The 12,496-nt window shown below is 46.1% G+C and carries 11 protein-coding genes; 4 read left to right on the top strand and 7 right to left on the bottom strand.

What is annotated here, in order from left to right; all coding sequences use genetic code 11:
• Window positions 1-71: 71 nt before the first annotated feature.
• The 6 genes from R3D86_09850 to R3D86_09825 all read right to left on the bottom strand — a co-directional run bounded on the left by R3D86_09850 (window position 72) and on the right by R3D86_09825 (window position 7,369).
• Entirely contained in the window at window positions 72-1,298 is a 1,227-nt protein-coding gene (locus tag R3D86_09850) for a M20 family metallo-hydrolase (protein ID MEZ5758510.1), read from the bottom strand.
• 18 nt (window positions 1,299-1,316) lie between these two features.
• Window positions 1,317-2,363, bottom strand: a complete 1,047-nt coding sequence (gene cysK, locus R3D86_09845) for a cysteine synthase A (GenBank protein MEZ5758509.1) — start codon at window positions 2,361-2,363, stop codon at window positions 1,317-1,319.
• Between the two features lie 140 nt (window positions 2,364-2,503).
• Window positions 2,504-4,006, bottom strand: a complete 1,503-nt coding sequence (locus tag R3D86_09840; GenBank protein MEZ5758508.1) for a Na+/H+ antiporter NhaC family protein — start codon at window positions 4,004-4,006, stop codon at window positions 2,504-2,506.
• 65 nt (window positions 4,007-4,071) lie between these two features.
• Window positions 4,072-5,541: a Na+/H+ antiporter NhaC family protein gene (locus R3D86_09835; GenBank protein MEZ5758507.1), complete on the bottom strand. Its 1,470-nt coding sequence runs from the start codon at window positions 5,539-5,541 to the stop codon at window positions 4,072-4,074.
• Between the two features lie 106 nt (window positions 5,542-5,647).
• Window positions 5,648-6,031: a hypothetical protein gene (locus R3D86_09830; protein MEZ5758506.1), complete on the bottom strand. Its 384-nt coding sequence runs from the start codon at window positions 6,029-6,031 to the stop codon at window positions 5,648-5,650.
• Between the two features lie 102 nt (window positions 6,032-6,133).
• Window positions 6,134-7,369, bottom strand: a complete 1,236-nt coding sequence (locus R3D86_09825) for a threonine/serine exporter family protein (GenBank protein ID MEZ5758505.1) — start codon at window positions 7,367-7,369, stop codon at window positions 6,134-6,136.
• A gap of 146 nt (window positions 7,370-7,515) precedes the next feature.
• Here R3D86_09825 and R3D86_09820 point away from each other — a divergent pair, with 146 nt between their 5' ends.
• From R3D86_09820 to R3D86_09805, 4 genes are all read left to right on the top strand, one after another.
• Window positions 7,516-8,823: a hypothetical protein gene (locus R3D86_09820; protein MEZ5758504.1), complete on the top strand. Its 1,308-nt coding sequence runs from the start codon at window positions 7,516-7,518 to the stop codon at window positions 8,821-8,823.
• A 67-nt stretch (window positions 8,824-8,890) separates the two neighbouring features.
• Window positions 8,891-9,895 (top strand): quinolinate synthase NadA, encoded by a 1,005-nt coding sequence (nadA, locus tag R3D86_09815; protein ID MEZ5758503.1) that lies wholly within the window; start codon window positions 8,891-8,893, stop codon window positions 9,893-9,895.
• 1 nt (window position 9,896) lies between these two features.
• The gene (gene nadC / locus R3D86_09810; protein MEZ5758502.1) at window positions 9,897-10,742 is read left to right on the top strand and encodes a carboxylating nicotinate-nucleotide diphosphorylase; all 846 of its coding nucleotides are present in this window, start codon (window positions 9,897-9,899) and stop codon (window positions 10,740-10,742) included.
• Between the two features lie 57 nt (window positions 10,743-10,799).
• Window positions 10,800-11,702, top strand: a complete 903-nt coding sequence (locus R3D86_09805) for a DMT family transporter (protein MEZ5758501.1) — start codon at window positions 10,800-10,802, stop codon at window positions 11,700-11,702.
• 15 nt (window positions 11,703-11,717) lie between these two features.
• On the opposite strand, the gene R3D86_09800 is transcribed toward R3D86_09805, so the two are convergent.
• The gene (locus R3D86_09800) at window positions 11,718-12,494 is read right to left on the bottom strand and encodes an SDR family oxidoreductase (GenBank protein ID MEZ5758500.1); all 777 of its coding nucleotides are present in this window, start codon (window positions 12,492-12,494) and stop codon (window positions 11,718-11,720) included.
• Between the last annotated feature and the right edge of the window lie 2 nt (window positions 12,495-12,496).

Genomic DNA, 12,496 nt, shown 5'->3' with positions numbered 1-12,496 from the left:
CACTTAACTGCCGAAATTTATCAACAGGAACTGACAATATAATTGACTATATATTTTTAACAATCATGTTGTCAAATATCCCCCTGATCAATTCGCTTAATTATTTTAAACAGAATATCTGCGCCAGCATCCAGAAATTTTTTGTCCGTATATTCTTTCGGATTATGGCTAATGCCTGCTTTTGATGGCACAAAAATCATCGCTGTCGGGCAAAGTCGTGCCATCATTTGTGCATCATGCCCCGCACCGGAGTTAAGTCTTGAATATGAAAAACCGACATTTTCTGTGACCTCTGCAATCAGATCACAGATCCTCTTGTCAAATTGAACAGGCTCGAACCTGACAAGCTTCTCGGTATCTGCCACGACTTTCTCTTCATGACAGATATTTTCAATTTCCTTATGAAGAATTTTTTCCGCCTTTTTCAGTTTTTCATCATCAATATTCCTAAGGTCCACTGTCATATTGACCTCACCGGGAACAACATTAATCAGGTTTGGTTTGGGTGTAATGACACCCACAGTGCCGACCTGCCCTTCACCAATTTCTTTTGTAATTTCACGCACCGAAACTGCCAGCCTTGAGGCCGCATAAGCCGCATCTTTCCTTAAATTCATCGGGGTTGTTCCCGCATGATTTGACTGGCCCCGAAAAGTCACACCGGTCCAGGAAATCCCCTGCACGCCTTCCACAACGCCGATAAAATCATTTTTGCTTTCAAGTATTGGTCCCTGCTCTATATGAAGCTCGATAAAAGCATGCGGAATTGTGGACCCACATTTCATTGTCCCCAGAAAACCTGTTCTGATCAGTTCCTCATAAAGTGTCTTACCATCCGTAGAGCAGATAGCATGCGCCTCTTCAATCGACATTCCCCCGGCATAAACAAGTGAGCCAAGCATGTCAGGCTGAAACCGCACCCCTTCTTCATTGGTGAATATTGCCACACACAGATCAAAATTTGGCACTTCTCCATGATCCGCAAAAGTTGCCAATACCTCAAGCCCGGCAAGTACGCCGTAACATCCGTCCAGATGCCCGCCATTTCCGACCGTATCAATATGTGACCCTGTCATAATCGGCTGACCACTTTTCTTTCCTTTTAAAGTGGCGAATATATTACCGATCTGATCAATCTGAACCTGAAGTCCGCTTTCCTTCATCCATGAAATAACCAGATCCCGACCTTCTTTATCCGCATCGGTCAGGGCAATGCGTCTTGAACCACCTTCGGGGGTACTGCCAATTTTGCTTAATGCTTCAATCCGGCTGTGTAACCTTGATTTGTTCAATTTCAATCTTATCCCCTTGAATTTTTAATCAAACCGGTAATTTGGTGTTGATTTTGAAATTTCTATTTCTTCTTCGGTCATATCCGTGGAAACCCAGCTAAATAAAGGTGTGCTTAAATACCGCTCCCCCGTATCGGGGAACATAACAAGAATATTTGACCCATCCGGTGCTGTTTTTGCAATCTCTAGGGCTGCGGCAAAACCTGCCCCGGCAGAAACCCCGACAAATATTCCTTCTTTCTGGGCTAGGTTTTTTGAACATTCCATCGCCAAACTTCCGGAAACAGCGATCAGATCATCAATGGTTCCGTTTTGGACTGCCTGCTCAGTCAGACGTGGAATAAAATCCGGCGTCCATCCCTGCATCGGATGCGGCTGAAAAGCGGGGTGATTGCTTGCATATGATCCATCGGCATTATGCACTTGCGGTATTCCGCTTGCGAGCAACTGCGCATTATCAGGCTCGGCCACAATAATTTTTGTCCCGGGACTTTCCTTTTTCAGAACACGTGAAACACCATTAACCGTTCCGCCTGAACCAAAACCGGTGATCCAGTAATCAAGTCCAATTTCTGCAAAATCATTCAGTATTTCTCTGGCTGTGGTTTTTTCATGAATATCAGCGTTAGCCGGATTTTCAAACTGCTTGGACTGCCACCAGCCATGCTCTTTTGCGAGTTCATCGGCTTTGGCAACCATACCGGATCCTTTAAGTGCTGCCGGCGTTAAAACGACCTTGGCCCCAAGGAAACGCATTAACCGGCGCCGCTCTACGCTGAAACTTTCCGCCATTGTTATGACAAGCGGGTATCCCCGCTGCGCGCAGATCATAGCGAGACCTATACCCGTATTACCGCTTGTTGCTTCAACGATTGTCTGACCGGGTTTAAGCTCTCCTCGCCTTTCAGCATCCGTAATCACACCTAGAGCTAGGCGGTCCTTAACTGACCCCATCGGATTAAAATATTCCAGCTTTGCGTAAATATTGACATTGCCCGGGCTCAGATTATTCAGTTTGACGACCGGCGTGTTTCCGACCGTCTCAACAATATTCTCATAAATTTTGCTCATCCGTTTTCCACTCCCTCTCTGTTCTCTGCCAAATAACATGGCAATTTTCAGCGCTTACAGTATAAGTTTTTGTTAAGAAAATTTCACCAACATTCGAGCATCCTGAAACAGCGGCGAATTGAATTTATAAATTTGCAAGGCTATTCGCCGCGGGCATCATGACCATAAAATTTCATAACCATTCTGATCGTTATAAACTGAATGATGATGATAAAAAATATGATAGCCGGGCTTTGATAAAATCCTGCCACAATAAAGGCCAGCATTGCCATCGTTCCATTTAGAGCCGCATAAGCGAACTGCGTTGATACATGATCGATGTGAGGGCATCCCGCCCCCATCGATGCCAGAACCGTCGTATCGGAAATGGGAGACGTATGATCTCCAAACAGACCACCGCTGAGCACGGCGGCAATAGTGAGTATCATCGGCGCTCCAAGGGTGTTGGCAATCGGCACAACAATAATCATCAGAATGGCGAAAGTGCCGTAAGATGATCCCGTGGCGAATGACATCATTGCCCCAAGGAAAAAGACTATCAGCGGAAAGAAATTTGGTGAAATCCGATCCCCAATCAGGGTGGCAAGATAATCCCCTGTATGAAGATCACGACAAAGGGAACTGAGCGTCCAGGCCAGCACAAGCACGAAACAGATAAAGACAAGCTTCTGCATTCCCCGCACAAAAATATTGAGACTTTCATTATAGGTTGTCTTCTTATGCTTTTTCATCAGATAGGCACAGGCAATAGAAGCAAAGGTATAGGAAAGACAGATCCCTGCCCGCATATGCAGGCTTTTAATACCGTCCAGATAGGCAAAATACCCCATATAGGTAATCATGGTTGTCAGCATCACGGAAAGCGGCAGGATAACCGTTATTAATTTATACTGTTCTTTATTCGCCGGATCGGGCTCATCCAGTTCATCATCCAGAAGTCCTTCTTCAACCGCTTTATTATACTGGCTCTGTGCCTTTGCCATAGGACCAAAATCCTTGCCAGTTGATAGGATCATGGGAATGGAGATAAGAGCCAGAAACGCATAAAACTGATAGGGCCAGACACTGAGCAGCACCTGATAAGGCTCGCCCTCCAGCCCCACATCGCGATAGGCATTTTCAATCAAACTCATAATATACACACCCCAACCGATAAAAGGGATGAGGATAGTCACCGGTGAAGCGGTCGTATCAATAATATAAGCCAGCTTTTCACGGCAGATTTTCAGTTCCCGAAAGACCGGTTTAAAAAGCGGCCCGACAATCAGTGCATTACCGCTATCGGTAAAAAAGACGCTAAGTCCTGTTGTCCAGGCCGCCAGCTGTGCACGGACCGGATCGCCGATAAATTTCACCATGACAGAGGCAAAGGCGCGTGAGCCACCGGATTTATCAAGCATCTGAATAAATCCACCAATAGCCAGCATAACAATCAGCACCTGGGTATTGGAGGGGGTGGAAATCTGGACAAAGGCGTGCTTTTCAAGAAGCTCGGCAAATGCCAGGAACGGATTAAAATCGGCACTTATCAAAGCACCGCTATAAGCCCCAAGTGTCAGTGAAAATATGATATTTCGTGTATAAACCGCCAAAATAATACTTAGCGCCGGAGGCAACACCGACAATGCACCGTAACCTTCCATAAAACTTCCCTCTGTTATTTTTTATAACCCTAGAGGATGGCCGGATTTTTTCAAAGTATTATTTTTTAAGAACCATAGCGCCGCATTATTAACCTGATCACAATATACTGAAGCGGCATGACCACCAGAATTATATAAGACGTGTCAAAAATAGCCAGCAGCAGAAAAGCTAAAACGGTCATGAACCCGGCAATCATCGCATAGGGGAACTGCGTTGATACATGATCAATATGCGGACATCCGGCACCCATCGATGCCAGCACCGTTGTATCGGAAATGGGGGATGTATGATCCCCGAACAGGCCGCCGCTTAATATGGCTGCGATTGTCAGAATTAAATCTGCCCCCAGAATATGAGCTACAGGCAAAGTTGTCGCCATCAGAATGGCAAATGTTCCAAATGAGGACCCGGTTGCAAAAGACATCATGGCGCCAAAAATGAATACCGCAATTGGAAAGAAGCGGGGATTAAGACTGTCCCCGATCAGGGTTGCCAGATATTGACCCGTTTCAAGTTCACGGCAGATGGAACTAAGAGCCCAGGCAAGCGCCAGAATGGCCCCAACGCTGATAAGGTTACCAACCCCTTCAAAAAATAGTTCCATTGACCTGTCATAGGTTATTTGCTGATACCGCTTCATTACATATGCGCATCCCATTGAAGCGAATAAATAGGAAAGGCAGAGCCCCGCATTTACATGCACACTTTTGACACCTTCTGTCATGGCATAATAACCAAGCACTGCGGCAAGTGTTGCAGCCATGATGGCAAAAGGCAGGATCACCACAATCAGTTTTGTTTCTTCCTTCTTTGCCTCCGATATATTTTCCGTTTTGCCCAATTCTTCGAGGAAACGTTTCTGCGCCGCTGCCATCGGGCCAAAATCCTTGCCTGTTGATATAAACATAGGGACAGCAAAAAGGGCGAGAAACGCATAAAACTGATAGGGCCAGACCTCAAGCAGAACAGAAAACGGGTCAGCCTTTACCCCCATGCCTGAGTATGAATTTTCAATCAGGCTCATAATATAAACACCCCAGCTGGCCACCGGAACCAAAATAACTACCGGTGCGGCCGTGGTATCAATTATATAAGCCAGTTTTTCACGGCAGATTTTCAGTTCCCGAAAGACTGGCCGAAACAAAGGACCGACAATTAATGAATTTGCCGTATCGGAAAAAAACACGCTAATGCCGGAGAGCCATGTAGCGAGCTGTCCTTTTACCTTATTTGAAACCAGCTTTACCATGACAGAGGAAAATGCCTTTGCACCACCAGACTGTTCTAGAAGATTAACAAACCCGCCAATGATCAATGTAATCAGTATAACTTGCGTATTGGATGGGCTGGACACTTCTACAAATCTATGGTCGCGCATCAGACTGACAGTAGCAAAAAACGGATTGAAATGATTAAGGATAAGTGTTCCGCTTAAGGCTCCGGCTGTCAGTGCCAGGATTATATTACGTGTATAAATCGCCAGCGCCACACTGAGCAACGGTGGTATCACTGACAAGACACCATAGCTTTCCATAACATCCTCTTTTCAAGCACTGTATTTCTTTTTCTACCCTAGTGGATATTGAAATGATATCAAGGCTAAAAGGAACGCTTATTTAGAATTACAGTGAACAGAAACGTTACTCATCGGAATTTTCTTCGGGATCATCTGTGGACTTCACAATATCAGTCCATCCTGTTTTTAATTTACTTTGAAGCTGCTCTATGGTCTCAAACCTTAAGCTTTCTTTGTCACGAATGGCCATCTTCACGCTATTCTGATCCTGCGCGAGAAACTCGTTGACTTGTGCCTGATTTTCTCTGGCATTCTCTGAAAAAATCCGCCCCCGATCAGCATATTCCTGAGCTTCCTCTTCGCTGACGGGCTCCGATATATTTTCAAGATAATAATCATCAAAGTTATGATCCCTTTTCAGCACCTCACGCACGAGTTCATGCATTGATACATTTGGATCACTGCCCATTTCCTGGATGATTTTATGAAGCCTTTTGATATTGGTCATCGTGCTAACCTCAACGAATTTGGATTTTCCAAGTGTATTCCGCTGAAGTAAACAACTGGTTACAAAGTAAGGTTAAGAAAAATTAAGCTTATTAATAAAACTCTAGAGGGTGGCTTTGGGACGGACGATTGTATTGGCGATCAGCAGCCCTGCTGCAATCACAAGCGCAACAACAAACATTTGCAGAAACTGGTCAAACCCCTTATCACTTTCACCTCCCGCTGCGATAAGAAGTCCCCTAAACCCGACACTGCCGCTGACCATAACGGTAATGGCCGGCACCAGCACAATTGACGTGGGCCGATTGAATTTCCGTGCCCACAGATTGGCATATATTGTTGCGACAATCGCCCCCATCAATGTACCAAGATAGGTGACTTCGAACTCATTGCCAAACAGCACACCAAGATAGGAGACAAGGCAACATAATATCACCCAGGGGAAATCCCTGATCAGTGACTGATAAGCAATGCCCAGACCAATGAACAACAGAGGAAGGAAAAGCCAGTCGCCGAAATTTTCAGTCTGCACTGCATCAACCATATCCCCTGACCATAATATATTGATGGTCGCCAGCCCGAACCAGGCGCCAAAAAACTGCTTTAACAGATATATCAGACCGCTGATCAGGTTGGCACTTCCCGAAACCACATGATTGCTGACAATTTCAACAATACTCGCACTTACCGTAAATCCGGGGATAATGCTGATAATCGCGGAAATCACGATCACCAGCATGTTAATTTCAGGCAGATAAATTTTAAGTATAGCGGTAAGTATTCCGACAGCATAAGCGCTCGAGAACGGCAGAAGTTCAAGCATTCTCCCTTCATATTTATGGGCAATATGAACGTTGATATAGACAAGAACCGATAAAGCACCGGAGAGAATAATATCCAGTATATTGCCTGACATCAGTCCGGAGAATCCCACCCCTACGAATAAAAACCCGATGGCTTTTCCCAATGGTCCCCATGGGTTGGGCAGCGCTTCAATTTCATCCAGCAATGAATAGGCATCGTCCAACGAAATCCCCCCATCAACAACGCCTTCAACCAGTTCACCGACACGGGCAAGCTTGGCCATGTTAAAACCGCCCTTTTCCACATGAGCCATATGCATGATCTGGTCATTTTCATCATCTTTCCAGAAGGCATAAATCATTTCCGATCTGGTTGACCGGAACACACCATTATAGCCCAGCGCCTCGGTCACCTGGGTTAAGTAACCTTCCAGTCGGGCTGCTGATGGGCCATATCCATGGGCTATAATGCCTAGCTTGATAATAAACCGTCTGGCAACACTGTATTTTACGGTCCGTTCGTCATGTTCGGTCATGGTGCTCAAGTCATTCATTGTTTGTTTTTACGTTAAGCCATTTAAGAAAAAAAGGAAAATAAATTTATTCTGATATTTTTCCATTTGTTCTTGTTTTGTTCTATTTTTATGATAATCTTTATCTTTCCTTAAATTGGGGTCAGATAATGAAAAGGATCACAACCATGTTGGACGTTCCAACCGGGCTTGGCTGGCTTTACCTTGACCTGAACAGTTATTTTGCCAGTGTTGAACAGCAATTAAATCCACAGCTGCGGGGTCGCCCTGTTGCTGTTGTCCCTTCTGATACCGAAGCCACCTGTGCCATTGCCGCCAGCTATGAGGCAAAAGCATATGGCGTTAAAACCGGCACCATGATTTATCAGGCTAGAAAACTTTGCCCCGGGCTGGTTACGGTTCCTGCCCGTCATGACAAATATGTCGAATATCACCATAAAATCATGGAACAGATCGATAAACACATTCCCATAACCAAAGTCTGCTCGATTGATGAGGTGGCCTGCCGTCTGATCGGTCATGAGCGCGAAAAGGAAAAAGCCTTTGAAATTGCCCGTAACATCAAAAAAGCCATTCTCCAGAATGTCGGCCCCTGCCTGAGGTCTTCGGTGGGGATAGGCCCAAACCGCTTCCTCGCCAAGGTCGCCAGCAATTTGCAAAAACCCGATGGCCTGACCGTGCTTTATGCGACAGAGCTGCCCGACCGGCTAGCTCATCTTAAATTATCAGACCTGCCCGGCATCGGGCGTAATATGGATGCCCGCCTGTCCCGGGCCGGGATTAACGATATCACATGTTTCTGGAATCTGAACCCGAAGCATGTAAGACGTATCTGGAACAGTGTTGAGGGGGAACGCTTCTGGTATGCCCTCCACGGCATAGAAACAACAACCAACGATGATCCTACCCGCCGCACTGTCGGCCATAGTCATGTTCTTGCCCCCAACATGCGACCGCGTCACAAGGCGCGTCTGGTCGCAAGACGCCTGACCCTTAAGGCCGCCAGCCGGTTAAGACGTCTTGGATATTTTGCCCGAGATTACAGTCTTTATGTTCGCTTTGATATCCCGAAAGGGGACGGCAGAAAATACAAATGGCAAATGGATATTAAAATCCCTCTTGCTGAAGACAGTTTCTCTTTTCTTCGCGCTTTAAACATTCTCTGGCAAAAAATGATTGAGGATAATACCCCCACCCATATCAAACAGCTTTCTGTCACATTTTTCGGGCTTGTCCCCGCTGAAAAAATAATGCCCGATATGTTCAAGCAGCTGGATGATCCGATCAGCAAAACACAAAACCGCCACCGCCGCCTTTCCGTTGCTATGGATGATATAAATAAAAAATATGGTCTTGATACGGTTGTTCTGGGTACCCTGCCTGAAACCATGGCTCCCTTTAGCGGCACAAAAATTGCTTTTACCCGTATTCCCGAAAAAGCTGAATTTCATGAATAATTCTTGAATCACGATGGTCCAGGGCTTACATAGAAGAATATAAAGTACTGACAACTGGGTTTAAAAAATGACAATTCCTTTAACGGCTAAAGAAACAATGCCAAAAGCCGAGCTATTGAATGAAATCAATCGCTTGCGAAAAGAAAAAAATGCCGTGATCCTTGCGCATTATTATCAGGATGCCGAAATTCAGGATCTGGCTGACTTCGTAGGTGACAGCCTTGATCTTTCCCGGAAAGCCGCGGCAACAGATGCTGATGTCATCGTCTTTTGCGGTGTGCGGTTTATGGCTGAAGTGGCCAAAATTCTCAGCCCGGGAAAAACCGTTGTGCTGCCGGATATGGAAGCGGGCTGCTCACTTGAAGACAGCTGCCCACCGGACAGGTTTATGAAGTTCCGCGATAAATATCCGGACCATTTATGCATAACTTATATCAACTGTTCTGCTGATATTAAGGCAATGTCGGATATCATCATAACCTCATCCAATGCTGAGCATATTATAAACCAGCTGCCTGAGAACCAGAAAATCATACTGGCCCCGGACCGCCATCTTGGCGCCTATCTGGCGAAGAAAACCGGTCGCGACATGGTTCTGTGGCCCGGTAGCTGTATCGTCCATGAGCGTTTTTCTGAAAAAGAGCTGATCAAACTGAAAGCCGAACATCCAGACGCGCCGGTAACAGCGCATCCGGAATGCCCGGATCATATCCTTCGTCATGCCGATCATGTCGGTTCAACATCGTCAATCCTGAAATTTGTGCTTGAAAATCCGGCTGAAAAATTTCTGGTTGCGACAGAGCCCGGCATCATACACCAGATGCAAAAAAGCGCGCCTCATAAAACATTTATTGGTGCCCCCGGTGCAGACGGCAATTGTAACTGTAATCAATGCCCGTTCATGGCCTTAAATACACTTGAAAAACTCTATAATTGTTTAAACACACTGGAGCCGCAAATTGAAGTCGATGAAATAACCCGGATCAAAGCCCTGGCCCCCTTAAATAAAATGCTTGAAATGTCACCACCAGCGGCATCAAACCAGCCCCCCAAATCGGGCCGGGCCTTTTAACATGCCGCTTTATAAGGAAGAGCTTCGGCATTTTATAAAAAGCCTGCTTGATGAGGATATTGGCGCTGGCGACCTGACAACACTTGCCACCATTCCTGCGGATGCCACTTTAAAAGCAGAAATGAATGCCCGGCAGACCATGGTTATTGCTGGCATTGATATTGCTGCCAAAATAATCCATACCGTCGATAGCGCCATCAGAGTGGAAATACTGGTTCAGGACGGCGTTGAAGTAACCGCCGGCAATGTCATCATGCGCCTTGAAGGAAATGCCAGAAACATTCTGACCGCCGAACGGTCCGCCCTTAACGTGCTACAACATCTGTCCGGTATTGCAACCCTTACCAGACAGTATGTAAGGGAAATCGAGCATACTGACTGTAAGCTTCTGGATACGCGAAAGACGATCCCCACACTGCGAAAACTGGCCAAATATGCCACCAGAATGGGTGGTGCTGTTAATCACCGTATGCGGCTTGATGATGGTATTCTGATCAAGGATAATCATATTGCCAGCGTTGGCAGCATTAAAAACGCGGTCGACGCCGCCAGAAAATATGGCACCCGTGCAAGCACAATCGGGATCACTGTTGAATGTGATACGCTTGATCAGGCTGCCGAGGCCGTTGCCGCCGGGGCTGACCGTCTGCTGCTTGACAATATGTCCCTTGATATGATGCGCACAGCTGTTGGTGATTTTGGCGGCCGTGTAAAATTGGAAGCCTCCGGTGGTGTCACTTTGGACACCATAAAATCCATTGCCGAAACCGGCATTGACTTTGTCTCTGTCGGCCGTATCACACAATCCGCCCCCGCCGTGGATATTGGACTTGATTATTTAAATTAAAAAGGCATACTCGCCGTCCACTTCGCCTTGCGTGATTAGCTGTCGAAAGAAAATGCCATGACATTGATTCAGTCAAATATAATGCTGTTATGTACTGCCGCTTTATGGGGGGGCAGTTTCGTTATACAGAAAAACGCCATGGACACTATGGATCCGTATATTTTTAATGCATACCGATTTTTCATTGCGGCATTGTGTCTTTTACCGGTTCGTTATTTCAGACGCGGCAATATTTCAATCATGCAAAGCGCTGATAAAACCCACATGCTTTTCGGCAGCATCATTGCCGGCAGCATTATGTTTGTTGCGGTTGCCTTTCAGCAGATTGGCATAAAATTTACGACCATTTCCAACACCGGCTTTATTACAGGACTTTATATTGTTTTTGTACCGATGATCGGCATATTCATAGGTCATCGTTATAACCATAAAATATGGCTGGCTATTCTAATTGCCTGTTCGGGATTATATCTTCTTTCCGGTATGAGCGGATTTAATATGGAAAAGGGCGATTTTTTTGTTCTGATCAGTGCTTTTTTCTGGGGCGCTCATTTGATCGTAATTGATCATATTTCGCATCGTCATCACCCGGTTGCTTTTGCCATCCGCCAGTTTATCGTTTGTGGTACATTAAGCCTGATGATGGCCGTTTTGATGGATGAAAGAATGTTCCTCTCTAGTGGTATTGAGTTGTTTTATGTCATTTTCAGCGGCGCTGTTGCCATTGCCGTCGGATATACGCTGCAGATTTACGGTCAAAAAGTAACACCACCCTCACAAACCGCTCTGATCTTCAGCACGGAAGCACTGTTCGCTGCCTTTGCCGGTTACTTGCTGCTTAATGAAACATTGGGACAGAAAGCATTAATTGGTTGTGCACTGATGCTCTGTGGCTCACTCATGGCGCAATTTTATCCACCGCTAAATCATCGAAACACGGAACCCAAATCATTACCATAAAACGGAATTGAAATATTAAACGTGCTGACCGCCATTAATATGGATTTCCGCACCTGTCACATAATCAGACATTTCAGTGCAAAGAAAATAAATTGTCTTTGCCACTTCCTCAGGGGTGCCAAGTCGGCGAAGCGGAATATCAGCGATAAGATCTTCAGTACCCGGCGAAAGGATCGCTGTTTTAATCTCCCCTGGCGCAATGGCATTTACCCGAATACCATCGGGTCCAAAATCGGCGGCCATTTCCCTGGTCAGCGACGCCAGTGCCGCTTTTGATGTGGCATAGGCGGCTCCGGCAAAGGGGTGGACACGGCTTCCGGCAATTGAAGTTACATTGACCACCGCCCCGCGCGCCAGCGCCAGCTCATCATAAAGACCACGGGCCAGCATGATCGGTGCAAAGAAATTCACTTCAAATACTTTTTTCCAATCTTCCTCACTGGTATTTTGCGTGTTCAGCCTTGACCCATTTTCCCCTTTTGGTGAAATACCCGCATTATTGACAAGTGCGTGAAGCGGTCCACCACCAAGACGTTTTTTAATTTCCTGAATGCCTTCACGACGCCCTTCCGGGTCACCAAGGTCTATTTGCACATGATCTTCCGGTCCTGCTTCCCAGGGGCAATGTTCTGAAAAAGGATGACGTGAACAGGTAATAACCCGCCACCCGGCGCTGGAAAAGCGTTTGACCGTCGCATGTCCAATACCCCGGCTGGCCCCGGTCAGGACAATTGTCTTTTTAACATTGGCCCTAGATTCAGTTTTTCCATTTTCTTGTGATTGGGTGGGCATTT

This window comes from Emcibacteraceae bacterium (assembly GCA_041396985.1).
GTDB lineage: Bacteria > Pseudomonadota > Alphaproteobacteria > Sphingomonadales > Emcibacteraceae > Pseudemcibacter.
Note: the sequence above shows the minus strand (reverse complement) of the source record. Positions and strands in the feature narration are given on the sequence as shown.

Bases quoted from the DNA above. Each gene is read 5' to 3' on its own strand.
- R3D86_09825 (MEZ5758505.1), bottom strand. From the start codon at position 7,369: ATGACCGAACATGACGAACGGACCGTAAAATACAGTGTTGCCAGACGG.
- R3D86_09805 (MEZ5758501.1), top strand. From the start codon at position 10,800: ATGACATTGATTCAGTCAAATATAATGCTGTTATGTACTGCCGCTTTA.
- R3D86_09840 (MEZ5758508.1), bottom strand. From the start codon at position 4,006: ATGGAAGGTTACGGTGCATTGTCGGTGTTGCCTCCGGCGCTAAGTATT.
- R3D86_09835 (MEZ5758507.1), bottom strand. From the start codon at position 5,541: ATGGAAAGCTATGGTGTCTTGTCAGTGATACCACCGTTGCTCAGTGTG.
- cysK (MEZ5758509.1), bottom strand. From the start codon at position 2,363: ATGAGCAAAATTTATGAGAATATTGTTGAGACGGTCGGAAACACGCCG.
- R3D86_09820 (MEZ5758504.1), top strand. From the start codon at position 7,516: ATGAAAAGGATCACAACCATGTTGGACGTTCCAACCGGGCTTGGCTGG.
- R3D86_09830 (MEZ5758506.1), bottom strand. From the start codon at position 6,031: ATGACCAATATCAAAAGGCTTCATAAAATCATCCAGGAAATGGGCAGT.
- R3D86_09800 (MEZ5758500.1), bottom strand. From the start codon at position 12,494: ATGCCCACCCAATCACAAGAAAATGGAAAAACTGAATCTAGGGCCAAT.
- nadC (MEZ5758502.1), top strand. From the start codon at position 9,897: ATGCCGCTTTATAAGGAAGAGCTTCGGCATTTTATAAAAAGCCTGCTT.
- nadA (MEZ5758503.1), top strand. From the start codon at position 8,891: ATGACAATTCCTTTAACGGCTAAAGAAACAATGCCAAAAGCCGAGCTA.